The organism is Vagococcus lutrae, assembly GCF_023299185.1.
GTDB classification, from domain to species: Bacteria; Bacillota; Bacilli; order Lactobacillales; family Vagococcaceae; genus Vagococcus_A; species Vagococcus_A lutrae.
This window is the reverse complement of the sequence record NZ_CP097017.1, coordinates 1,677,841-1,701,598: the sequence shown is the minus strand read 5'-3', so window position 1 is coordinate 1,701,598 and position 23,758 is coordinate 1,677,841. Positions and strand designations below refer to the sequence as shown.

The following is a 23,758-nucleotide window of genomic DNA, read 5'->3' as shown; positions in this document are numbered from 1 at the left end:
ATAAATCTTGCTTTAAGCTAATTTTTAATTTTTATCTTGGTTTTTATGCTTTTTCCTATTTATTATCAAAGATATTAAATCTTTTATAATAGTAAATAGAATAATAAGGAATACAATCAAGAAAAATATCATCTTAATTAGATGTATTTTTATACTTTTTTCCGCTTTTTCAAGAGTTTTTGCTTTTTTATGATTTGTATCTTTTATTACTCTTTCTCCTCTTACTAAAAGCCTATGAGTATTTATTCCATAGGGTGTGCATGTAAACATGGTTACATAGTCTTTGCCTTCTTCAATTTTTAAGGCTTCTACTTCTTTTGGCAAAACAGTAATAATTTGATTTATTTTATAGGTTAAATTATCCCCTAAGACAGATAAGGTAAATTCATCCCCCATTTTCAGTTTATTTAAATCAGTAAATAATTTAGCTGATGGCAGTCCACTATGAGTTGAAATTACAGCATGTGTGCCTTTGCCTCCTACCGGTAAAGAAGATCCCGGAAGATGTCCAACTCCTACTTGGATTACCCCCTCGTTGACATCATGGTAAATAGGTAAGTTAACATTTATTTTGTCTATAATTACCGTTCCCATCATTCCAGTTTTGAAAGGGTCTAAATTTTCTCTGTAGCCTTCTAATGAAAGAGGATTTGATAAGGGATTTTCAACCTTTAATAAATTTTGATTGTACTTATCTGCCTTTTCTTTTATTTTTCCAATCTCAATATCTTTAAATTGACTTAATGCTTCCTGATATTCAACAATTGCCCTAGATTGACTAATATTATTTACATAATCACTGATTGTAGGGTAGAAGAAAATACTACAGCCAATTAGTAATAAAATTCGAAAAAAAATTGATTTGCTTTTTTCCATAAACAAACTATTTATTTCAATAGAGATGGTTAACCATCTCTATTGAAAATTTTTATCTAATTCCTTTCTTTTTTAGTTTTTCTTTTGCAAGACTATATAGAGCTATTAAAATAATTCCACTACCTGAAACTGCAAATAAAGTAGTACCAATACCACCAGTTCCTGGAAGCTCTACACCAGAATTGTTTTCAACAATTGCTTCTCCATCTACAATAGCAGTAACAGCACCATCATCTTCTTTAGTTGCTTTAATTTCTACTTCAATATCTTTTGTTAATAGGTTATATCCATCTGGAGCTTTAGTTTCTTCCAACTTATATTTCCCAGCAGCCAAACCTTCAAATGAAGCAGTGGCATTTTCATCTACAATTTTTGTTTCAACTTCTGTTGCTTCATCTTTGTCGACCCAAGTTACTTCTTTAGTACTAGGATCAACTTTGTAATATTTATCTTGGTCATTTTTTAACTTAAATTTTGCACCCGCTAATGGTGTAGTCTTATCTTTTCCGTCAACTTTATTAACAATAACTTTAGCTGTAAATACTTTTTCTTCGTCTTTTGTTGTATCTGTTTTCTCATTATCTTTTGGATCGTTGCTATATTCAAGGGTAACATTGTTTGGATTAGATCCATCTGTAATCACTGCATCTTTATTTAATTTCGCCTTATATGTTATCGTAATTGTTTGACCTACTTTATCTTGTAGTTGTAACATATCAAAAGATACTTCTAAGTCTTGTTCATTTATTTTTTTTGTTACATGTTCTTCAATAGGGTCACTACCAATTGTTACTGTTACTTCCTCAGGTTTAGAAATAAAAGTTAGCCCTTTTGATAATGTATCTGTCATTTTAAAGGTATACTTACTATATCCTGTAGTGTCAGGAACCTTACTTGTTAATGTATAAGTAAGTTCTTGTCCAATGTCAGCTGTTGGCTTGTCCACTTTCTTTTCTACTGTTGGATATGTTGCTTTCACTTTAACTTCTGCTTCTGGAGTTGTTGAAGTTAAAGACACAATTGAATTTTGATCTTCTACTTTTTCTGTAGCCCCTTCTGGATGTACTAAATAGTAACCAAGTTCTAATCCACTAAAAGTTAAAGTTTCACCATCTGCTTTTTTTGTCTGAGTTTTCTTTATACCTTCCTTATTTAATTCGCCCAATGCAGCTTTTGCAAATTCTGATATATTAGATTCTGTGATATTGATATATTTTATTTCACCACCTACAACAATTGGATTTAGTTTTCCGGAATTGTCTTTAACGATATATTCCGTCCCTGCACCATCAGTGAAAAAGTCTTTCCATTCTTTTGCAATAGTATATGAAACATTTTCTCCACTTTGAGTTAAGTCAAAAATCTTATAAGCTGAATAGTTTTTCCCTGTAGTTGTTCCGTTTACTGTGATAGTTCCTTTATTTGACGATGCCGCCAATGCTTTTGAACTTGATAATCCCGTGGATAATATAAGTACTAATGCCATCATTACCCCTAGTATTCTTTTAATTTTTAAAGCCATTTTCTTCCTCCTTATGATCTAATTATTTTTTAGATATTTTTATATAATGATATAAGTTGTATAGATTCAGTTGTTATTAATTAGTTATAGCGATTTGACTCCAATTTTTAAAAAACCAAGTAAAATAAATGTTTCTTCTTATGATTTTATTGTATCTTCAGTTAGATATCTATTTCCTTATCAATTCCTCCTCCCTTAATTTTTTTGGTTTAATTCTAACTTTGACTGTCAATAATATCAGGAAATAAATTACAAACTATGATATAATTAATTCGTCTGTATAGACGCAGGAAATTACTGTTTTACAGAAAATTAACAGTATTGAATTAGTAAGCGATTTATACGTAAATAAAAGTCTACTTTTTTTTACACTTCTTATTTCTCTTTTGCATACCCTTGTTCTTTTAACCACTTTGAAAATGTAGTATGGCTTATACCAAGCTCTTTAGAAGCTTTTCTAAGACTTGTCTCGTTTTTGCAGTATTTCTCAGCCAGATTATAAAATTCTTTAGGAATTTCTATTTTACTCCTACCAAATTTCACCCCTCTTTTTTTTGCTTCACTTATTCCTTCCATTTGCCTTTGATGAATATTTTCTCTTTCTATTTGAGCTACATAGGATAGTATTTGAAGGACTATATCTGCTATAAATTTTCCTGTTAAGTCATTTACTTTTGTTCTAGTGTCAAGAAGTGGAAAATCTAGTACTACAATATCTGCGTTTTTTTCTTTGGTAATTGTGTTCCATTCTTTTATGATTTCGTCATAGTTTCTTCCCAATCTATCTATTGATTTTATATAAAGTTCATCTCCTTCTTTTAATTTTTTAATTAGCTTTTTATATTTCTTTCGATTAAAGTCTTTTCCGCTCGCTTTATCAATATAGATTTGTTTCATCTCTATTTTCTCTTTTAGTATTGCTGTAAGCTGTCTATCTACGTTTTGTTCTTTTGTCGAAACTCTTATATATCCATACCTCATTTAATCTCCTCCTGATTTTACTTTTATATAATTTAAATGTTATATGGATATATCTAGTGAGAACATATTTTCTTCAAACAAAAAAGAAGTCTTTAAACTTTATTTGTCTCCCAGACTTCTTTTATAATCTTTATATTTTTATAACACCTTTGTACAAATTATCTTTTCAACTCCTTTGTCAATATAAAATTTTCTACACAAATAATATGTCCATACTCTCCAAAGCATTTACATTAATATATGTTATATAGTATAAAGGTAAGATTTATGATATAATTTCATAAAACTAAATATCCGCTTAATTCTTGTTATCTTATATATTCTTTTGATCATTTAAGCAAGCATAGCAAGTGTACGGACACTTGCGAAAAATTGATGAAGCAGCTCCCCTAACGGACTGCTTCTTTTTTTATCAATTTTACCTTGTTAGGGAGAACCCTAAGACCCCCAAACATATAAATATAGGAGGCAAATCATGGCAAATAGAATAAGAAATGAACGAATAGAGATTAAATTAACCAAAGAAGAAAAGAAACTTTTTAAGAAGAAAATGAAGATGTCCAACAGTAAAAATATGGCTCACTTTATCAGAAAATGTGTCATGGAAAAAGAAATTTATATCGTCGATTTAGAGCCTTTTAGAAACATTCAATGGCTTCTTTCTAATGCAACTAACAATATAAATCAGATTGCTAAACATGCTAATCAGACAGGTATCATCTATAAGAATGATATAAAAAGCATGAGAAAAGATATTGATGAAGTATCAAAAGCAGTATGGCAAATTCATTCCTTACTACTTAATAGAACCACCGAAGGAGATGATTAATCATGGCAATTACAAAAATACATCCGATAAAATCAACCTTGAAACTTGCCATTGACTATATCACTCGTGATGAAAAAACAGATAATCAAATCTTGGTATCTGGCTATAAATGTAATCCTGTAACTGCTCATACTTCTTTCTTAAAGACCAGAGAAGATAACAATATTCAAGGAAAAGTTTTAGCTCAGCACCTTATTCAATCCTTCTATCCAGGAGAAACTGATGTCGAGACTGCTCATCGAATTGGACAAAAACTTTGCGAAAGACACCTAAAGAACGAGTATGAATATGTTATAGCAACACATATTGATCGTGGGCATATTCATAACCATATTATCTTTAATCATGTCAACATGAAGACGGGTAAATGCTATAGGTCTAACCATAAAACTTATCATAAAATCAGAAATCGAAGCGATAAATTATGTAGAGAAAATAATCTCTCAGTCATTGATCCATACTATGAAAGCTACAAGAGAAAGTACAAAACTACAGGCAAATCATGGTATGAATACCAACACGTAAAGAAAGGTACTTCATGGAAGTCCAAGCTTCAATTTGATATTGACCGAACACTAAAACAAGCAAAAGATTGGGAAAATTTTCTTAGAAGAATGGTCGAGTTAGGCTATGAAGTTAAGTACGGTAAACACATAGCTTTCAGGCATAAAAACAAGCAAAGATTCACTAGATCGAAGACCATCGGTGACGACTATACAGAAGAAAGATTAAAAGAAAGGCTAACTGAGAATCTTCAATTCGACTACTCTAGAGTTAAGAAAAGAGTTGGATATGTAATCGACATTAACAATAATAAGAAAATAAAATCTAGTAAAGGTTATGAGTTTTGGGCAAAGAAGCACAACCTGAAAACAATGGCTGATTCAGTAATTGCAATTCGTGAACTTGGCATAAATTCTAAACAAGATCTAGAAGCCTATATTCGAAACAGTGCTGATGAAAGACAAAAAACCCTAGATATAATTCAAGATATCGAGTCTACAATAGAAAAGCTTTCTGAAACAATGGAACAAGTTGAAATTATTAGAAAACATCGAGAACATTACAAATATCATAAGGCTAATCCTAATGATGAAAATTTTTCAAGAGAGTATTCTGCTGAATTAAAGCTATATATAGTAGCCTCAAAAGCCATAATGAAAACCTATGACACTGTACCTAAATCCAAAGATATCCTTAACCAGCTTGATAAACTACAAGAAAAAAAGAATACCCTTATGAAAGAGTATTTTAAGTTTAATAATTTATTTACTGAGTTAATTCAGTACAAAAAAAACTATGAAAGTTATATGGATAAGGAAGTAGAGAGATAGTCCCTACTTCCTTATGTTCTAAAACGCTTTAAGATTATGGTGGTGAAAATATATTCTTTTACCATCTTATCAACTAATCTCGCATTTGAAACTCCATTCCCTAATTCAAATAAAACCTTTAAAGTTTGTTCATAGTCTACTAATTGTTTATCATCTTCATTTAATTCACCATAATTTTTTGCCAAGCTAATTTGAATTAATTCTTTTATGGTATCAGGATCAAGTGGGTTAAATTGAATAACATCATCTATTCTACTATAAATCGGTTCACCTAATGAATTAACAATGTCCTTAGTATCCGAAAAATTTGAAGTACATATAATGATACTGTTCTTTAAATTGACTTTATAATTCTTGTCTTCAAATACCCCTTCATCAAACATTTGATAAAATGCACTGTAAAAAATTTGATTAGGTTTATCAAATTCATCAAACAGTATCACATTACTTTCTCTATCCAATAAATCCCTTGCTAAGCTTGATTCAGTATGATTCCCTCCAAAAACATAGTTACCAAACTCTCCACTCTGATACATAGAAAACTGTTTTCTAAATAGATTCTCATCCAATATATTGGCTATAAACTTAGCAGTTTCGGTTTTACCTACACCTGATGGTCCATAAAATAGTAAAACTAATGGTTTCTCTCTATTATAGCCTTGTGCAATCCTGTATAAGCTATTAGTTAACTTTAATGACACCTTTTGTTGCCCTAAAATCTTATTATCATATCCATCATAGAATTCTTCAACATTATGCATATCTAACTTGTTGAAGGTATATTCTTCAATTTTTAACTCATCACCAAATTCATCTTGCAGTTGATTTACGATTACTATTGGCGGATTCTGAAAATACATATTTTCTATATCATATTCACTCAAAATCGAAAGAAATCCATTTAAACCCGAATTGCTTAGTCTTGCATACTCATGTGTTCTAGCAACTAAATTCGTCACTCTTGTACGTTTTGGTTTTTGACGTGCACCATCTTGATTAAGAAAAAGCCCTCTGGCATTCATATCAGATTCATTGATAAGTTGAGTTAAAGTCCTTGGTCTAATTCGCTCTGGCAAACTTTGGTTAAATGCACTTTCTGGTCCATAGAATACCTTAATCATTCTCTACACCTGCCAAAATAACATCATAAACTTTGACTAAATCATTATTTTTATCATCTAACTGTAGACCACTTTCTTCTAAAGCTCTTTCATATGCATCAGGTACAACTGTATTTTTACCAAGACTGAATTCTTTTTCTATGTCTAGATTTTCTAAATTAATTTCACCAACTTCAACCGCATGATATGTTAGCTTCATTTTTACTAGATCTGGAAGAAGATAGGAATTTTTGAATGCATTTAAATTAAATCTCAAAACACATAAATTGTCCTTTTCTTCAAGAATCATTTCATAGTATCCTTTACTTTGTTCTAGAGCTGCATCTATCATAGAAATATTTAAACGAAACTCCCCTAAATCTACTTCTCCCTCTGTCATAATCATATATGGAGCCAATAATTTAATGTACGAAAGTGAATTCTCATATGGATAAACCTCACCGTTATTAAAAATATGAATTTTAAATTTATCCAAATCTAATTTCAGATAGTCTGTTAATACAGTGTTATTTATCACTCTGTTTAATAAATTTTCTCTACTCGTGCCAACAGATCCATTTGTACTTAAGCTAAACTTTCCTCCTAAAATTGATTTCAAAATACCAGTAGTAGCTATACCTGCTTCTCCAGAAACCTCTCCTTCATATTTAGTTAGGTTTTCTTTTATTAACTCTTCGCGTAAAGCTCCTTGATTGCTCATGTAAATCAAGTCCGTTGCAGAGTCTTCATCAAAGTATATAATTTTGCTAAATGTTGGTTTATTTGTAGTATCTATATCTTTCACCTCATATTTTTTTAAGTTATTATTTATTCTCTAAAGTTCGTGATATTTTTTTTATTTCACTTGTATTAAGTGAATAAAGTTCATAAATATTTTTATTCCAGTTACTTTTGATGATCCTCTCATATTCCAACTCAGAAGGTACGCTAAATTTTTTAACCTGGCTTTTAGCTGTTGAGTAATATCCTTGTGAATATGGCTTAGAAACCATAGAAATATAATATGCAAATAGGTCAGAAGATAAAATTTCACTTAAAAAGGAAAGATACTCTTTGTTATCATTATAAATTGCATACCCTGCAGCAAACATCTCATCTACTTCTCTAGATAACGAAGTGTGAACTTTTGAAGCAATGTATGGAAGGTATAATCTCAGACCTCTATCATTTAACCCTTGACTTCTTCCATATGCATACCACGCAGGAATATTTTTATCTACTGCTCTTTTTTTCAAATCATAAGAATAAGATGCAAGATATTCATAGGCAAATGATTCTGGTGAAATAGACAGAGACATCTTTTTATAATCATCGATAATCTTTGATACTAATCCAGGGTCTGATTTCTCTAATATTTTGCTATATTTTTCCCGAAAATTTTGAGATATAGAAGCGTATATCTGCATATGACTTGCTAATAAAGTATATTTATCGCTCACTTTACCACCTCATCTCTTTCAGCCAATTTAATGAATCTAAATCAACACCATCTTTCAAACTTATAATATCCTCTTCATTTAAATTATATTTCGAGTAAACAAAATCATTTTGCTTTTTTTGAAGTTTTATTAGTGTATCTAATACAATCTTTTTTTGGTCTCCATAAGAATCTTCATATCTTTCGATAGTACTTAATATTTCATCGTAAACTCCTGATAACATTTTTATTTCACTCTCTATTAGCTTAGGTATAGGAACTTCACCTATAAATTGTTTGTTCATCTTGTAATACCCACCTCTTGCCTCACCAGATACTGATATTGCAAGTAATGTCAAGAGTTCAGAATTTAAAATGATAGTTAAGGCTTTTAAGCTATCTATTTCATTATACTTTTCATCCACTATAGCGTTAATATTTGAATTATCTCCATAAATATTTCCATGCGATAACGAGGCAATGACTCTTCTAGCAGTCATAGGTATAAATATTTTTGCTTTATCTATTAACTTTAAGTTTTGATTTCTTGTATATCCATAAAACTCATCCGGATCTTTTCTTCTTTGATTTGTTGACATGGTATCCATCCATGTTAAATAAGCATATGACATTGGATAATCATTTTTTAATTTTTCTAGTTCAATTAAATTTGCATCTTTGTCGTAAGGGAATATCAGGTATGTTTTTATCTGATTCCTTTCAAAATCAACAAAAGAGTTCAAATTATCATTCTCATATATAGGTTTAGCTAATTCTTCTATCTTTACAATTTTTGTTTCTTTAGTACCAGTATTTGGATTTGTAAAATTAATTTCTCCTTCTACACAACCATTAAACTTCCTAGTATTTCTCAAAAAATAATATTGTTTGTCTAATGCTTGTGGACCAACAGTAACCTTAAACCTAGTACTGTTATTGATAGTAAAAAAGTTATCTTGCTCTACTAAATCCCTAAGGATTTTAGCATTTCTGAAATACCTATAAGACCAGGTTGGTGCTTGCAATAAATCATCCGCACTTAATTTTGTTTCGAAGTTGTTTCCTTCAATAACCGAATGTAAATTACCACGATCTTTATTGACTTCTTCTTGCGAAACAGAATATGTGATTTGAGCGTTTTCTTTTTTCACTGCATATAACAGAGCAACGTATGTTGTTTTGAATTTAAATAAATCATTACTAATGTACTCTTTAATTCCTGTTAAATATTTCTCTTCCGCAAGCCAATCTCTAATTTTTTTGCCATAACTTGTCGTAAAGAATCGCTTCTGAATAATAATTCCAAGTTTCCCATTTTCCCTTAACAGCTCGAAAACTCTTTCAAGGAAAAACATTGAAATATCTGCCTTTCCTTCTTTTATTAGATATCTATCTCTTAAATAGCTATATGTGACTGGCCAATTTGATTTGAAATGCTTAGGCTCAATATATGGTGGATTAGTCAAAACATATGAAAATCCACCAATCTTCATTACTTCAGGAAATTTATTAACATAATCCATTGGTACTTGCTCAAATTTCTCAATTTCTGGCAAATCATACATATCATAAATATCAGGTTCTACTATTGAGTTTCCAAGTTGAAAATTACTACTAAATTCTCCAAGCATTTTCTCTATTGGCTCAGGCTTTTCATGTTGAGTCATAACCAATTTTAAAGACAAGGTCATTTTTAATACTTCTATAGCAACAGGATCTATGTCTACTCCATATATACAGTTTTTTACTATTAATTTTATTTTTTCATATGGGAGTATTTCTAAGCCGTGTATTTCTTTCATTTTAGAAATCAATAAATCTAAAACTGTTACGAGAAAAATACCGCTGCCAGCACATGGATCTACTATTTTACAGTTAAATAAATCATCTTCATTACTAATATTGCCAGCATCTATTACATTTCGAACAATATATTTTGCAATTTCTGGAGGTGTTGGAATACTACCAGTTGGAGATGTTTTTTTATTTCGTATATCTATGGAATCATCATTGAAATACAATTCTTTTCCTAGAAAATAATCATACATTTCTGCAATGAATTCAGGCTCTATTGCATCAAATCTGTAGGGCGTAAAACCATACAGCTTATTTATGAACTTTTCAAAATGATTGTCATCAATAACTATAGAATCAGGAATTTGAAACTCATACATTGCACCATCGTATTTTTCAAAATATTCTTTTTTACAACTTGTATTAAATTGATTCCAGAATCCTTTTCCATTTTCCAACCAGTTTAATAAGCGACGTTCAGGTTCGTAATTAATAGCTTCAAGTACACGATGAAATAACAGTCTATTAATAATTACTTGAACAAAATACTGTAAATTATTTAATTTAATATCAGGAAGATAATGTCTAATTCCATATGCAAGTCCCATCTGCAAATCATGAATCAAGGATATAAAATCACTATCCAGCGTCTTTTTATACCCCTCTTCTATTTCTATAGAAAATGCTGAAACATCCCATTCATTATTTTGTATTTTTTCTCTATCTAAAAATTGATAATATAATTCAACCTGAATAATTCATAGCTTTAATTCTTTGGTACATTTTATTGAAATATGTATCACTAATATCCCTATCAACTGATTTTGACTAAAAAGTTACTTCAAACATTCACTGTTCAAAAATATTGAGGAATAAATTTTGGGTGTAAGGCATTTTGAGCATACTTCTCCCTGGATAACTTCCCAGTAAAAAAAATCGTTAGATTGTTGGATTAGATCCATTGACTGGCTCGCCTCAGGCGAGCAAAGACCCTGTAGAATTCATTCTGATACACATGATAACTAGATAATTTGAGATAGACTCGTCTACCCGTTTGGACTAATTTCCCAGCAACTTTCAGAAACTTCAATCGAATAGAATGAATGGTCATTCCCTTTTGGACTTCTTCAAAGCCAATCGTTCTTAAGAAGTTGACTAAGTTGTAAGCTATCAAGCTGAGCATCATTCGGACATGATTCTCCAAAAAGCGAGGACTGTCTGTCTTGTCAAAGTAAAAGCCAGCTTTCGCTTCTTTAATGAAGTTCTCCATTGTGCCACGTTTGGCATAGAGAGAAAAGATGGTATCAGGAGAAACATTTTCTGATAGATTCGTCACGATAAACTCATGTCGAAAGAGTAGTTCGCCCGCTTCACGTGTTGAGCGTATACACACGCGACGACTTTGTGACCAGGATTGTGCTTGATAAGTGGTGGAGAAGTACTGAACTTCTCGTTCTTCCCACTTTTGATTATCGCCATAAAGTACTGATTTCTCAGCTATTTGACCTAGTCTACGATTATTCTTCAGTCGAATAACATAATGACTCTTTTTTGATTCACACGAATCATACACACCAGGTGTAGCGAACCCGCTGTCTCCACGAACCAAGATGTCAGTGTTTGGTAGAGAGTGATTATAGTGCTCTAATAAAGGTGTGAGAAACTCCTTTACGCCTTTTGATGTATATTGATTTCCTGAACGTAGTTCAGCTTTTAAGAAGTCACCAGTCAATCCGTCAAAAGCTACCAATGGATGATAACCATAGGTTTGGTAGTGGGTATTATAATCCGTTTGTTCTTGGTGACCAAATGTATCTGAATGGGTCGAATCTAAATCAATGATTAATTCCGTATCATTACGGATGAGGCGTGCTTTATCAATAAGTTCTTGATTCAAAGCTTGAAGTTCATGGATATTCTCCTCAGATAGTCGATCTAAAAATCGAGAAAGTGAAGATTGAGAAGCGAGTTCTTTCCTATCTAAAACAGCTTTAAACACAGGATCTTGTCTCAGGAGATTAGCTGCAGAATCAGCTGAGTAACCAGCAATTAATTACATAATGAACTGCTCAAGTATGGATAAGTTGTCATTAGTAAAATATGCTCGTTCGTCTTCAATGTGAATGTGTTGCTTAGCCAGTTCAGAAAAACCGAAGGTGTTCATCAGCTCTTTCACTAGGACGAGACCCGAATCACTCGATAATTGACCACCTGTATGAGAAATAGTGATATTTGAATTGAATTTTACTTGGTTTTTGTGTAAGCTAGTCATTAGAAGAACTCCTTTCTTTTGGTTGGTTTAGTCACTTTAACCATAGCAGAAAGGGGTTCTTTTTTCATCACTTAACGGGTGAAGATGAAAAAGTAATTGTAAGCTGCCGTGAGGCAGTTTCACATGGTTTTAATTAAAAGTATGAATTATTCAGGATTAAAATTAACTTTCTAACTTAGTCGACAAATTAAAAAGGAAGACCCGCGTCTCCCTTTTAAGTCATTATTTAATTTCTTGAGTTGCTGCAAGTTCTTTGTACCAATAGGCACTCTTCTTTGGATAGCGTTCTTGCGTCTCAAAATCTACGTAGAATAGTCCATAGCGTTTTTCATAGCCATTAGACCAAGAGAAGACATCCATGAGAGACCAGATGAAGTATCCTTCAACCACAGCGCCGTCTCGTATCGCATCTGAAATGGCTTCTAAATGTTGTTTCACATAGTCAATTCGTGCATCATCATAGACAGTTCCATCAACAAAATCATCCTTATAGCCTAATCCATTCTCAGTGATATAGATTTTCTTGTAATTCGGATAATCTTTTTTAACGCGCACAATCTGATCATATAAGCCCTGAGGATAAATCATCCAATCCCAATCAGTACGAGGGACATCAACATCAAATTCTCGCTGGCCGACACCTTTAATCTGATATTTAGATCCACCTTTATCTCCTTTAGAGTTGTGTGTAATCTCTGTCTCACCTTCAAAGGCTTTCATCCAATCACTCATGTAATAATTAATTCCAAGGAAGTCATTCATATCTTTGGCAGCTTTTAAAGCTTCAAAGTCTTCATCTCTTAGGTCTAACTGTCCACCATTCACTGCAAGTATGTGATTCACACCATCCATTGTTTTCTCAGAATACTCTCCAAGATAAGTCGCATCCAGGATGAATTTATTATGGATGATATCCTCTAACTCCGCCGCACGTACATCTTCAGGGTTCTCTGGGTCTAGAGGATACTTAGTTGGCAAGGCATGCACTACACCTATCTCACCGCTATAGTCCGCTTCTTTATATAATTTGACCGCTCTTGCATGGGCAACCATCATATTATGATGTGATTGGAAGACTTTAGCTAGATCATACTTGATACCTGGCGGGAATTTACCAACCAGATATTGCCCATCCCCAATAGGTCCGATTTCATTAAAAGTAGTCCAGTACTTTACTTGAGTGAATTCCTTAAAGCAAAATTCTGCATAATCGACAAAGTGATCGATGTTTTCTCTGTTCAAAAAGTCACCTTTAGAATGAAGTGCTTCCGGTGTATCAAAGTGATGGAGTGTTACAAAAGGCTCCACATGTCGTTTATGACATTCATTGAATAGATTGTGGTAATATTCAACCCCTTTTGCATTCACTTCTCCATAACCCGTTGGAAAGATTCGTGACCAAGCGATAGAGATTCGAATACCATTCACACCAAACTCTTCCGCAAGCTGAAGATCAACGGGATACTTGTGGTAGAAATCACTTGCAGGTTCCGCAGTATACCAGTAATTATCCTCCAGATACTTATCCCAAGCAACAGGCCCTTTGCCATCCGTCTTGGTGGCTCCTTCTGCTTGATAAGCCGCAGTTGCCCCACCGAAAATAAAGTTCTTTGGTAATGTTTTCATTAATTAGCCTCGATTCCTTATTGTAAATTCTCTTCAACAAATGCTAAAGCACCTTCACCATCACGCGTCAATGCTATATATTCCGCTCCGGCTGTCTTAGCCAGCTTGATGCCTAACTTATCCGTCTCTGCTTTCATATCCTCATAATTAGAAGCTACTTGTGGTGCTAGAATAACAAATTGATATTGAGGAAGTATCTCGCGGTGTGCTCCATAGCTTCCAGCTGTAGCCTTAATAGGTCTATCATATTCTTTAGCAGCCTTGTTCAAGGCATTGGCTAAAAGTCCACTCGTTCCACCACCTGCACATAGTACCAGTACATTAGTTGATTCTGTCGCTTTAACAGCTGTTGAAGGCTCAGCTTTCACTGTTGTAGTCTCTTCAACCTGACTCTTCTCAAGAATCGCTGTAGCTTTACGTGTATCAAAGCTCTGTTCAACTTTGGCTTTTAATTCATCAGACGATGATACTCCTGACTCTTCTTCCGCTAGAATCTGACGGTCATAGACCTTCAAGAACGGGTAGTAGATTAAGACATCCACGATGATTAAGACGGCAACCAGGACAAAGGATAAGAATTGGAAGTTCGTTCCTAACAAGATACCAAGCGGTGCTGGTGTTGTCCAAGGAAGATTCGTTGTAAAGCTATTCATTCCTAAGGCATCGATAAAGAATTTAAAGATCCAAACATTGGCAATCGGTGCAAAGATAAATGGCACAAAGAATACAGGATTCAAGACGATGGGTGCCCCGAACAAGAGAGGTTCATTCACCCCAAAGAATGTGGGTATAACAGACGCGCGTCCAATGGCTTTGTTACGCTTAGACTTAGTCATCCACATAAACATGAATGGAACAACAAGCGTTGCACCAGTACCCCCCATTGTGACAATGAACATCTGAGTTCCAGATGTTAAGATTTTATCCGCATGTTCACCTGCTTGTAGTAATTGTAAGTTCACATCAATATTGGCATAGGTAATAGCTGCAATAGCTGGCTCAACAATTGAAGGACCATGAATCCCAATGAACCAGAAGAATGCATACGCACCAAAGATAATGGTAATCCCCAAGTAACCATCTGCTGCTTGGAATAAAGGCGCAAGTAAGGTACCAATAGATTCAGCAACATTTACGCCCAGTGTGCTTCTTACAAATAACGAAACCGCATAAAGGATAACCACTGAGACAGTAAAAGGAATTAAGTCCTTAAACACTTGAGATATATTAGGTGGGACTTCTTCTGGCATTGGAATCGTCACATTATTCTTCACACATACTTTATAGACATTGACCGTCACGAATGCAGCGATAAAGGCTGTGATTAGCCCCTTCGTCCCCATGAATTCCGTTAAGAATCCACCTTCTTGGGCAGGATCGGCTGCCATCAATAAGAAGCCTACCATCGTTGCTAGCATAGTTGAGATATAGTTTATCTGATTAGTTGATTCCATGTCTCGATTCATAGAATCGGTCAATGACTTTGCTGTCGTCCCTGATACAAAGAAAGCTAAGATTCCCATAGAATAGTTATAAGGGACCATTAAGAAATTCTCAACTTCAGGACTCCAGTGGAATCCCCATGCGTTTGGCACATAGGCTAGTAGAATAAATATACTAGAGAAAAGAATGACTGGCATACCCGCGATAAAGCCATCACGGATAGCACGGATATAGATATTACGAGAAATTTTTTCGAAGAAAGGTTTCGCTTTTTCAATTTGAGCAATTAATGTATTCATAGCTTTACCCTAGCCTTTCTTATAGAATCCAATTAAGTGATTAATTAGATCTTTAAGTAGTATGGTCGTCATCAGGTGGTCTTGACCATGCATCATAATGACACTGTATTCAATCTCTTCGCCAGATGCTTCTTTAGCAAGGAGATCAGTCTGAGCATTATGTGCACCAACTATCACTTCTTCAGCTTCTGCCACAAGTCTCTCAGCTTCGTCAAAGTCGCCATCTTTTGCTTTGTTCAAAGCATCTAATAGTTTAGATCGTGCTTCTCCTGCATAGGCAACAATTTCGAAGCCAATCATTCCCACTTCATCTTTGTTCATGTTAGTTCCTCCTTTTTCCAGAATACCTTTATTATAACCCAAAGTCGCAGGCTACTGCAGTACGATTGAGGACTTCATTCAGGTCTTCTATATTCTTTCTTCCTTCTGTCTGTAACCATTCACGAACCGCTTCTTCCCCTTGTTCAATAAAGACTTGAACAGATCCTGCCCATGTTGCACGTCCACATAATACACCATTAAATCTCGCACCGGCTTCATAAGCGAATTCTAAAGTATCTTGGAATAATTTAGCGCTTACACCTGCACTTAGATAGATATAAGGTAGGTCTGTTGACGCATCTTGTTCTTTAAAAGCTGCTTTGGCCTCTTCTTGAGAATGTAATACTTCTCCGCTCGCAAATCCTTCTACATAATTCATATTCACTGGCACTTCCACTTTAAGCACATCAACTCCAAAGCGATCTTGAGAGAATACTTTCATCGCACCATTCACTTTATGCGCTTTCACTTTTGCGAATTCAAGACTTCCGTTATCTTCAATATTTTCGTCGTATGCAAGAATTTCAAGGAAGAATGGAATATCCTCTGCCGCACATTCTGAACCAATTCTTTCCATGTATGCTTGTTTTTGAAGATTAACAAACCCACTACCATCCACATCATAATAAAGTAGGAACTTAACAGCATCTGCACCTTGTTCTTTAATGCGTTTTACTGACCATTCTACTAAGCAATCTGGTAAACGATCGGTCGTCGTAGCGTCATATCCAGTCTTTTCATAGGCTAGTAATAATCCAGCATTATCATCACGTGCTTGCGCAGCTGGTAGACCGTATTCTGGATCAAGTAGAATTGATGACGCATACGGTGTAAGTTCTTCTGATACAATTTCTTTTAATCGTTCAATCTGTTCAACGGTTGGCTCCTCACTTTGATACTTACTAATCATTCTCTTTAGGGCACCACGTTGGTCAAAGGCTAGGGCTGAGATAACGCCCTTATCATCAGTCAATTTGTTTAGGTAATCTAGTTTAGTCATTTTTATACTCCTCTAACTTGAATTTTATTGAATAAGGCCTCATAGTGATTCAAATTAACATGGCCTGTTATTTCTTCTTGAGCATTTAACATTCCTAAGACGTTCGCATGTTTCAGCAATGCCACATCGTCATAATTACGAGTGATTCCCGATACGATTCCTGCTACAGTCGAATCACCTGATCCAACCGGATTCACGATATCAATGGTTGGAATGTCTACTTTGTAATACAAATCATTATGTTTAGCAAAAGCACCTTCAGAACCGAGTGAGACAATGACCCACTCCACACCATTGAATAAGCTGTCTTGCAGTGCTTCTTTTAATAGATTTAAATCTTTATCTAATTCTCTGCCTAGTAATTGTGATAATTCATCCACATTAGGCTTAATGACTTTTGGTTTATGTCCAGATAATAGAACTTGTCTTAAACTTTCTCCGGAGGTGTCTAATACTACTGGGACTTCCTTAGCATTAGCAATCATAATGAGTTCAACATAGTAATCTGTTGCTAAGCCTGAAGGGGTGCTACCCGATATTGACACAACTTCAGCATCCTTCAGCAAGCTTTCAAAATGATTTTTAAAGGCTTCTCCCTCTACATCTGAGATGGTCGGACCTGATTCAAGAATCTCTGTCTGCATTCCTTCATGTAAGATAGCAATGCAGTTTCTTGTATTTCCCTTAATCTGGTAAAAGTCATGATGAATAGCTCCTTGGTCTAATTGAGACTTAATATAATTCCCAAGGTCTCCTCCTACTAATCCAGTTGCTGTAAGATCTTCATCTATTTCTTTTAAGACTCTGGTTACATTCAAGCCTTTACCACCTGCAGACTTATTCACATTACTCACTCGATTGACATCATCCAATTTGAATGTTGGTAATTGATAAGCGATATCCACGGATGGATTCATTGTGACAGTTAAGATTGACATAAGGTCACCTCTTCACCTAATCTTTGTATTCGCCACGGTCCCATTTTTCAAGAAATTCTTTAAAGAAATCTGGGTCTGTCTGGTCTACTTCTGCATGATCTAAATGACTAATCTTGGCAATTAATTCTTTGTTTTCGTCTGTTTTTTTATATTCAGCTGCTATAAAAGCATCAATAATATCACACATGAGTAATTCACCCGTAATCTTGCCACCAAAACCAATTACATTCGCATTCAATTCTTCTTTTGCATAGATAGCTGTTGACATATCACGAACTAAAGCTGAACGGATACCTGCTACCTTATTTACGGCGTTATTAATTCCTACACCAGTACCACAGATACAAATCCCTAGGTCTGCTTGGCCACTCGCTACAGCCTCTCCCACCTTTTTCCCGTAGATAGGATAGTGTGTTCTGACATTGTCATATGTTCCAAAGTCAAGGACCTCATAGCCTTGTTTCTTCAAATAATCAACTACAGCAATCTTTTCATAGGTTACAATATGGTCGCATCCAATAGCAATTTTCATTTTTTCTCCTCCAGTTAATTTAATTAACACATCTTGTTCAACATATCTACACGCACTTGATGGCGTCCACCATCATAGTCTGCAGATAAAAATTCAGTAGCAATATTCTTTGCTAATTCAGGTCCTACAATATTGGCTCCTATGGTAATCATTCTTGAATTATTATGTTCACGCGTCATATAAGCAGATCGTTCATCAGAGACTTCAGCTGCAACCATCCCCTTAATCTTAGTCGCAACCATGAAACTCCCTGCGCCATACCCATCAATGACAATTCCTAAGTGTCTCTCTTCTTCGTTCACTTTCTTCGCAACAGCTAAAGTAGTATCTACAAAGTCAGCTGTTAATTCTTCACTGACGTCAATCACATCATAGTTCTCATCTAATAGATGGGCCTTCACAATCTCTTTTAACTGTTTACCGTCTCTATCCGCACCCAATATAACTTTCATCTTATTGCTCCTTTATGTCTGCTAATTTTGCTTTGCCTTTTTCCGTTCGATAGTAGAAAACGCTTTCTGATTTACTATACATATAATATATCACGAATGTTAAAAAAGTCAACACTTTTTAAACGTTTATTGTTTAAAAAGTATTCATTAATTGTTTAAATGTTGATTTAATCAACTTTATTGCCATAAAACTTTTTTATTGGTATGCAAAAAACTCCTTCTAAACTCAACTGACTTGAGTTTAGAAGGAGTTTACTTTAGTATTGTGTGTTTAGTTAAACAATTAATTCTGTGTATACTTGAATTGCTTGTTTTTTATCCTCATTAGATTCTTCCATAACTACCGCTGTTAGGTCAGATAAGTGACATAATTTAGAGAAATCCTCTTTCCCAACCTTTGACGAATCCAATAACAAATAACTCTCTACCGAGTGCTCTAATGCCATCTTTTGAGTGTAGGCTTCTGCGACAGATGACGTCATGACAATCCCGTCTTTAACACCATTACCACCAAAAAATATCTTCCCGAACCGCATATTCTCCAAAGACATATTCGTAATCTCACCTACAAACGACTGTGTGACACTTCTCATCTCACCACCGAGTAGATAGACATGGAATGTCTCGGACTTTTTCTTTAATAGAATATTAAAGATGGGAAGGCAGTTTGTTACAACCGACAGGGCTTGGTAATTAATCACCTCTGCTAACAAAGCCGTGGTCGTTCCTGGCCCAATAAAGATTACATCCCCTTCATCAATTAATTCAGAGGCTCTTTGAGCTATATATCGTTTCTGGTCCGTATTCTTATCAAATTTATCTTCATGCGCGATTTCCTTATATTGAAACGCACTATTACTACGAGCCCCACCATGGATTTTCTTTAATAGCCCCTGATCATCTAACTCTTCTAAATCTCTTCTCACTGTCATATCTGACACATTATAGCGAGACACAATCTCTGAAACCCTGACAGTTCCTTGTTCATTCACCCATCGAATGATTGCTTCATGTCTTTGATATTTATTCATACCCGTCCTCCTCATTTATAAACTCACTATACAACATTTCTTTAGAAAACTCTACACTTAATGTTTAATTTATAAACATTCAAACATTAAAGCGTTTGCTAATGTTTGAATATAATCTATACGGATGTTTCCTTATTTCAATTGAAATATATAACTTATTAAGTCAGTGTACTATCTTTATTCAATCCGGATTTATTCACTAAAAAGTGATATCCCCGACCAACCGCATCGTTAATCATTGACCGTCACGAAATCGCTCATAATCAATTAACAGGTTTAATTTCTCCCTATTCAAACCATCGAAAGGTATTTCGTATCGTTTAGTAAAGTGCTATAAACCGCTTATTGTAGGCTTTGTTAAAAAAGTTGTGTTTTGTTCAATTTTGTTTTGGAGCTTATTGTTACTTAAAACACCAAGTTTCTCGCCATATGAACACTTATTAAAATAAATGTTTTGCAAGGTTTTAGTCTCCTTACAACACATTCTGAAATGCCCTGTGTACCCGATTTTGATACACTTTTATTTTGTAGATTCTCTCTTCATCAACTTCATCTTCGTAAAGAGCTGTAGCAGCCTTCTCAATTCCTATTATTCTTTCTTCAGATACTACTTCGTCTAGTCTTGCCTAGTTATCCTCATAGAAATCATTCAAAAGTATGCACATCAATATTCGGTATAAGCAATGTGTAAAGTCCTGAAAATACTAAGAAGCACTTATTAAGAATCAATAAAAAGAAATACTCAAAGCCAAAAAGATGATGATTTAGAATTAGAAAATATGATTATACCTGAATAATTCATAGCTATCTGTGGATAACTATTTCACTGACTATTTTCGTTCATTTGAGTATTTTTGTTGTCTTGACTGGCTCGAATAAAGTCGGTTCAGGCAGAGTTTGATAGGTCCGCCCAAAAAAAGGGTATACCACCCCCTTGGTTTTACACTACTTAAAAAAAGGCGTCTGACTCATTCAAAAAGCTAATGCAAGAGGACAAGCGATTGAATATTCTCAAGCACTTCCCAAAAGAGGGAATCAAATACGTGAGATGATGCCAAACGAACTCTTAGTTGCCTGGCATGACTCGTTAGCCTTCCTGCAATATGAAAGAGTTTGAAACGAATTGTTGAAATGGTCGACCGTTTCATTTCCTTTGGAAAGGTCGCTTCTTTCATGAGATGGACCAAATTGTAGGCGATACAACTCATCATCATTCGAGCTTGATTCGCCACATAAGTTGAGCTGTCGGTCTTATCAAAGGAAAACCCATTCTTGATTTCTTTGATACAATTTTCCATCGTACCACGCTTTTGATACAGCTTAAATACAGTTTCGGCAGAGAGTCCATGAAAGTTAGTGACAATAAACTCATACTTAGTAAACAGAAGGTCTCCAGCTTGACGAGTCGCTTTTACAGCGACTTCTCGGGAAATATCCCAACTACCTGCTTGATAGTCCATAATAAAATATTGGTGTTCGTCCTTAGTGAAGTCCGTGGTTTCTCCATAATGCACGCGGTGATGTGCGAGATCTTTCAGTTTATGATTCACTTTCAACCGAATCACATACTTGACTTGTTCTTCTTCACAAAGGGAATAGATCTCTGGTTTGGCAAAGCCACTGTCTCCACGAACAGTCAGAAACATCTCACAAGAATGTTTCTTGTGCTGACGGATAATAGCGGCTAAAAAGTCTTCTGCCGCATTGGACGTATAGACATTTCCAGGACGAAGTCGGGCATCTAAAAACAATCCAGTTAATCCGTCAAAAGCGACTAAAGGATGGTACACATTGGTACCGTAATGCGTGTTGAAATCTGTGTGTTCTTGATGGACAAAGGTATCCGAGTGCGTAGAATCGATATCAATCACCATGTGTTGTGTGTTCGTATGGTGGATCCAATCATCTGCCAAGCCTTTGGCGATTTGTTGGAATTGAGCCACATTTTCTTCAGTCAGTTCATGAATAAAGCGAGAAATCATGGATTGAGAAGCGAGCTGATCTTTTCCAAGCCCTTGCTTTAGAATAGGATCTAGGCGTAGACGGTTCGCAGCGGAATCTTGTGGATAACCGGCGATGAGTTGTACGATTAGTTGCTTCAATATTTCTTCGTACTCATGAATACAATAGGCACGAGAATCATTTAAATGAAAGAACTCCTTAAGCATCTCATCAAACTTAATCTTGTGTAAAAACTCAAAAAGTAAAAGAAGTCCGGCATCATTGGACAATTGTCCTCCATCGTTTGAAACAATCATATTTGAGTTGAATTTCAGCGATTTTTCTTGTAAAGTTTCCATATAAGAGCACACCTCTTTTTGGTATTTGGGTTTTGGATGACTTTACAATATCACAGAGTGTGCTCTTTTTGTATCTTTTTTACTTCACCCAACGGGTGAACAATGATTAAAGTGGTAAACGGTATTAATACGGGATAAATGCTAGTTCTGACAAATAAGTATGAATAATTCAGGTTCAAAGTTATCAATTAAATCATTAATGGAGAATGTAATAGTCTGATAATCTGGAGCCATTTCATAGTCTGGTTTTATCCTCGTATCATAGACTCTATAATGTTCAAAATCCGATATAATAGAAAAATCTAGACCAGCTGACCAGCCATAAGAACGTATTTGAAACGATGCTGACTTGTCATTTAGAAAATTAGCTTTTACATTCTTAGCATCTAGATATAATTTTAATATTCCTCTATCAAGTAATTGATAGTCAGGCTTAATATGAGTACTTTCTATAGAACTTAGATTTTCTCGAGTGGTTTGATTCGTTATTACCTTTTCTTGAATAACTTCATAAGTATTTGATAAATTCCAACCAAATAGTTCTAATACTTTATTTATGAATCCCGCCCTTATATATTCTTCCGAAAAATTTTCAGGTCGCTCTTTTAATTCCTTATAAAAAAGATCTTTTAATATAATTAATTCTTCTTTTATTCTATTTTCAATCATGCTTTATCCTTCTTTATTTACAGTTGATTTAACTGATACCATGTCACCAAAATCTACATCTAACTCATTAGCAATCCTATACAAAACTTCCATCGACACAAGCTCACCTTTCCCCATTTTAGAGACTGTTGCTGGAGCCAAGCCGACTCGCTCAGTAAGATCTTTTTTATTCATATTTTTGTCTATAAGTATTTTCCATAGACCATTATAATTAATTTTCATTTATTTATCTCCTTTGTTCACAAAATTGAAGTTTATTAATGTAATTATAACATGAAAAATATTTTTATTACAAACAAAAAACGGTGCAGTCCGAAGACCACACCGCCAGATTCTTATCTTTCATTTTCATGTTTTTGTTCAGTTTTCTTAACAGCCTTTTTCTTATCTGCTTCCTTATGCTTCTTGATCACTCCTAAAATGGACTCTTTCTTCTCTTCTTTACCCTTAACCCTTTCTTTAGCTTTTAAGAGCTTAGAATCGAGAATACGGACATTGGTATTCTCTTTGCCATGCTCATCAATGCTTCTTCTAACTTTACCAAATAGTTTTACAAAATCGCCCTTTTGAAAGCCCTCTGGAATCTTTGCCTTATCTTCATAGGCTGAGCAGTTATGGAATACTTTTTCTCCTGCTTCATTATTTGATACAACTGTAAAGTTAACAACTTTAAAAGGCTCTCCTTGATTATTTTTAAGCTCTAGTTTTTCAATATCATTAGCAATATTCCCAGCAATATTAATCAAGTCATCTCTTTCTTCTTTAATACTAGCTTCATCTTGGATAAGTCCCTGTTCTTTTAGATTATCAATTACATAATCAAACTCATCATTTAATAGTTCCTGTGTGTCATTATCCATATAGGACTTATAAATGCTATCAAGGGCTTTTTCATCATTAATACCTTTCTCAAAACTAATCAGCCCTTTTATAAAGTCCTCATAGTTTTCATTGACCATAGCTTCAATACTTGCTTTCATTTTCTTGTAATTCATTCTAAA

21 protein-coding genes and 1 pseudogene are annotated in these 23,758 nt (G+C 34.3%); 2 read left to right on the top strand and 20 right to left on the bottom strand.

Annotated features, from left to right (window positions below):
* Window positions 1–24 precede the first annotated feature (24 nt).
* From M2919_RS08170 to M2919_RS08160, 3 genes are all read right to left on the bottom strand, one after another.
* Complete coding sequence (locus M2919_RS08170) at window positions 25–876, bottom strand: class C sortase (RefSeq protein WP_202585267.1); 852 nt, start codon at window positions 874–876, stop codon at window positions 25–27.
* 52 nt (window positions 877–928) lie between these two features.
* The gene (locus tag M2919_RS08165; protein ID WP_248848620.1) at window positions 929–2,398 is read right to left on the bottom strand and encodes a SpaH/EbpB family LPXTG-anchored major pilin; all 1,470 of its coding nucleotides are present in this window, start codon (window positions 2,396–2,398) and stop codon (window positions 929–931) included.
* Between the two features lie 375 nt (window positions 2,399–2,773).
* Window positions 2,774–3,379 (bottom strand): recombinase family protein, encoded by a 606-nt coding sequence (locus tag M2919_RS08160; RefSeq protein ID WP_202585269.1) that lies wholly within the window; start codon window positions 3,377–3,379, stop codon window positions 2,774–2,776.
* Window positions 3,380–3,854: 475 nt separating this feature from the next.
* Between M2919_RS08160 and M2919_RS08155 the strand changes: the two genes are divergently transcribed.
* Both M2919_RS08155 and M2919_RS08150 read left to right on the top strand, forming a co-directional pair.
* Window positions 3,855–4,208: a plasmid mobilization protein gene (locus tag M2919_RS08155; RefSeq protein ID WP_202585270.1), complete on the top strand. Its 354-nt coding sequence runs from the start codon at window positions 3,855–3,857 to the stop codon at window positions 4,206–4,208.
* 2 nt (window positions 4,209–4,210) lie between these two features.
* Window positions 4,211–5,542 carry a relaxase/mobilization nuclease domain-containing protein gene (locus M2919_RS08150; RefSeq protein WP_202585271.1) on the top strand — a complete coding sequence of 444 codons (1,332 nt, stop codon included), beginning with the start codon at window positions 4,211–4,213 and terminating at the stop codon, window positions 5,540–5,542.
* Between the two features lie 11 nt (window positions 5,543–5,553).
* On the opposite strand, the gene M2919_RS08145 is transcribed toward M2919_RS08150, so the two are convergent.
* The 17 genes and pseudogenes from M2919_RS08145 to M2919_RS08065 form a co-directional block, all read right to left on the bottom strand.
* A complete protein-coding gene (locus tag M2919_RS08145) occupies window positions 5,554–6,663 on the bottom strand; it encodes an AAA family ATPase (RefSeq protein ID WP_202585272.1) in 1,110 nt (369 codons plus the stop codon).
* Window positions 6,656–7,447, bottom strand: coding sequence for a DUF6414 family protein (locus M2919_RS08140; RefSeq protein WP_202585273.1), 792 nt, complete (start codon window positions 7,445–7,447; stop codon window positions 6,656–6,658). Before M2919_RS08140 ends, M2919_RS08145 begins: the two co-directional genes overlap by 8 nt.
* Window positions 7,448–7,466: 19 nt before the next feature.
* A complete protein-coding gene (locus tag M2919_RS08135; protein WP_248848619.1) occupies window positions 7,467–8,102 on the bottom strand; it encodes a hypothetical protein in 636 nt (211 codons plus the stop codon).
* 1 nt (window position 8,103) lies between these two features.
* Entirely contained in the window at window positions 8,104–10,482 is a 2,379-nt protein-coding gene (locus tag M2919_RS08130; RefSeq protein WP_248848618.1) for an HsdM family class I SAM-dependent methyltransferase, read from the bottom strand.
* Between the two features lie 344 nt (window positions 10,483–10,826).
* A pseudogene (locus M2919_RS08125) lies at window positions 10,827–12,146 on the bottom strand (IS1380-like element IS1678 family transposase).
* A 222-nt stretch (window positions 12,147–12,368) separates the two neighbouring features.
* Window positions 12,369–13,772 carry a 6-phospho-beta-galactosidase gene (gene lacG / locus M2919_RS08120; protein ID WP_202585276.1) on the bottom strand — a complete coding sequence of 468 codons (1,404 nt, stop codon included), beginning with the start codon at window positions 13,770–13,772 and terminating at the stop codon, window positions 12,369–12,371.
* A 17-nt stretch (window positions 13,773–13,789) separates the two neighbouring features.
* Window positions 13,790–15,514 carry a lactose-specific PTS transporter subunit EIIC gene (locus M2919_RS08115; RefSeq protein ID WP_086950605.1) on the bottom strand — a complete coding sequence of 575 codons (1,725 nt, stop codon included), beginning with the start codon at window positions 15,512–15,514 and terminating at the stop codon, window positions 13,790–13,792.
* Window positions 15,515–15,523: 9 nt separating this feature from the next.
* The gene (locus M2919_RS08110) at window positions 15,524–15,835 is read right to left on the bottom strand and encodes a PTS lactose/cellobiose transporter subunit IIA (protein ID WP_086950604.1); all 312 of its coding nucleotides are present in this window, start codon (window positions 15,833–15,835) and stop codon (window positions 15,524–15,526) included.
* Between the two features lie 31 nt (window positions 15,836–15,866).
* Complete coding sequence (gene lacD / locus M2919_RS08105) at window positions 15,867–16,835, bottom strand: tagatose-bisphosphate aldolase (RefSeq protein ID WP_202585277.1); 969 nt, start codon at window positions 16,833–16,835, stop codon at window positions 15,867–15,869.
* A gap of 2 nt (window positions 16,836–16,837) precedes the next feature.
* A complete protein-coding gene (locus tag M2919_RS08100) occupies window positions 16,838–17,773 on the bottom strand; it encodes a tagatose-6-phosphate kinase (RefSeq protein WP_086950602.1) in 936 nt (311 codons plus the stop codon).
* Window positions 17,774–17,789: 16 nt separating this feature from the next.
* On the bottom strand, window positions 17,790–18,305 hold the full coding sequence (gene lacB / locus M2919_RS08095) for a galactose-6-phosphate isomerase subunit LacB (RefSeq protein ID WP_086950601.1): 516 nt from the start codon (window positions 18,303–18,305) through the stop codon (window positions 17,790–17,792).
* A 23-nt stretch (window positions 18,306–18,328) separates the two neighbouring features.
* The gene (lacA, locus tag M2919_RS08090) at window positions 18,329–18,757 is read right to left on the bottom strand and encodes a galactose-6-phosphate isomerase subunit LacA (protein WP_086950600.1); all 429 of its coding nucleotides are present in this window, start codon (window positions 18,755–18,757) and stop codon (window positions 18,329–18,331) included.
* Between the two features lie 275 nt (window positions 18,758–19,032).
* Entirely contained in the window at window positions 19,033–19,788 is a 756-nt protein-coding gene (locus tag M2919_RS08085; protein WP_137010929.1) for a DeoR/GlpR family DNA-binding transcription regulator, read from the bottom strand.
* Between the two features lie 980 nt (window positions 19,789–20,768).
* Window positions 20,769–22,088 (bottom strand): IS1380 family transposase, encoded by a 1,320-nt coding sequence (locus M2919_RS08080; RefSeq protein ID WP_202585278.1) that lies wholly within the window; start codon window positions 22,086–22,088, stop codon window positions 20,769–20,771.
* A gap of 141 nt (window positions 22,089–22,229) precedes the next feature.
* Complete coding sequence (locus M2919_RS08075; RefSeq protein WP_202585279.1) at window positions 22,230–22,757, bottom strand: hypothetical protein; 528 nt, start codon at window positions 22,755–22,757, stop codon at window positions 22,230–22,232.
* 3 nt (window positions 22,758–22,760) lie between these two features.
* Window positions 22,761–22,979 carry a helix-turn-helix domain-containing protein gene (locus M2919_RS08070; protein WP_202585280.1) on the bottom strand — a complete coding sequence of 73 codons (219 nt, stop codon included), beginning with the start codon at window positions 22,977–22,979 and terminating at the stop codon, window positions 22,761–22,763.
* A 113-nt stretch (window positions 22,980–23,092) separates the two neighbouring features.
* The gene (locus M2919_RS08065; protein WP_202585281.1) at window positions 23,093–23,752 is read right to left on the bottom strand and encodes a DNA-binding protein; all 660 of its coding nucleotides are present in this window, start codon (window positions 23,750–23,752) and stop codon (window positions 23,093–23,095) included.
* Window positions 23,753–23,758: the final 6 nt, after the last annotated feature.

What these genes read in the sequence shown, in the direction of transcription:
- M2919_RS08130 (WP_248848618.1), bottom strand. Translation starts at nt 10,482, where the DNA reads ATGGGACTTGCATATGGAATTAGACATTATCTTCCTGATATTAAATTA.
- lacG (WP_202585276.1), bottom strand. Translation starts at nt 13,772, where the DNA reads ATGAAAACATTACCAAAGAACTTTATTTTCGGTGGGGCAACTGCGGCT.
- M2919_RS08080 (WP_202585278.1), bottom strand. Translation starts at nt 22,088, where the DNA reads ATGGAAACTTTACAAGAAAAATCGCTGAAATTCAACTCAAATATGATT.
- M2919_RS08070 (WP_202585280.1), bottom strand. Translation starts at nt 22,979, where the DNA reads ATGAAAATTAATTATAATGGTCTATGGAAAATACTTATAGACAAAAAT.
- M2919_RS08085 (WP_137010929.1), bottom strand. Translation starts at nt 19,788, where the DNA reads ATGAATAAATATCAAAGACATGAAGCAATCATTCGATGGGTGAATGAA.
- M2919_RS08170 (WP_202585267.1), bottom strand. Translation starts at nt 876, where the DNA reads ATGGAAAAAAGCAAATCAATTTTTTTTCGAATTTTATTACTAATTGGC.
- M2919_RS08075 (WP_202585279.1), bottom strand. Translation starts at nt 22,757, where the DNA reads ATGATTGAAAATAGAATAAAAGAAGAATTAATTATATTAAAAGATCTT.
- lacB (WP_086950601.1), bottom strand. Translation starts at nt 18,305, where the DNA reads ATGAAAATTGCTATTGGATGCGACCATATTGTAACCTATGAAAAGATT.
- lacA (WP_086950600.1), bottom strand. Translation starts at nt 18,757, where the DNA reads ATGAAAGTTATATTGGGTGCGGATAGAGACGGTAAACAGTTAAAAGAG.
- M2919_RS08115 (WP_086950605.1), bottom strand. Translation starts at nt 15,514, where the DNA reads ATGAATACATTAATTGCTCAAATTGAAAAAGCGAAACCTTTCTTCGAA.
- M2919_RS08155 (WP_202585270.1), top strand. Translation starts at nt 3,855, where the DNA reads ATGGCAAATAGAATAAGAAATGAACGAATAGAGATTAAATTAACCAAA.
- M2919_RS08150 (WP_202585271.1), top strand. Translation starts at nt 4,211, where the DNA reads ATGGCAATTACAAAAATACATCCGATAAAATCAACCTTGAAACTTGCC.
- M2919_RS08145 (WP_202585272.1), bottom strand. Translation starts at nt 6,663, where the DNA reads ATGATTAAGGTATTCTATGGACCAGAAAGTGCATTTAACCAAAGTTTG.
- M2919_RS08110 (WP_086950604.1), bottom strand. Translation starts at nt 15,835, where the DNA reads ATGAACAAAGATGAAGTGGGAATGATTGGCTTCGAAATTGTTGCCTAT.
- M2919_RS08100 (WP_086950602.1), bottom strand. Translation starts at nt 17,773, where the DNA reads ATGTCAATCTTAACTGTCACAATGAATCCATCCGTGGATATCGCTTAT.
- M2919_RS08165 (WP_248848620.1), bottom strand. Translation starts at nt 2,398, where the DNA reads ATGGCTTTAAAAATTAAAAGAATACTAGGGGTAATGATGGCATTAGTA.
- M2919_RS08065 (WP_202585281.1), bottom strand. Translation starts at nt 23,752, where the DNA reads ATGAATTACAAGAAAATGAAAGCAAGTATTGAAGCTATGGTCAATGAA.
- M2919_RS08160 (WP_202585269.1), bottom strand. Translation starts at nt 3,379, where the DNA reads ATGAGGTATGGATATATAAGAGTTTCGACAAAAGAACAAAACGTAGAT.
- lacD (WP_202585277.1), bottom strand. Translation starts at nt 16,835, where the DNA reads ATGACTAAACTAGATTACCTAAACAAATTGACTGATGATAAGGGCGTT.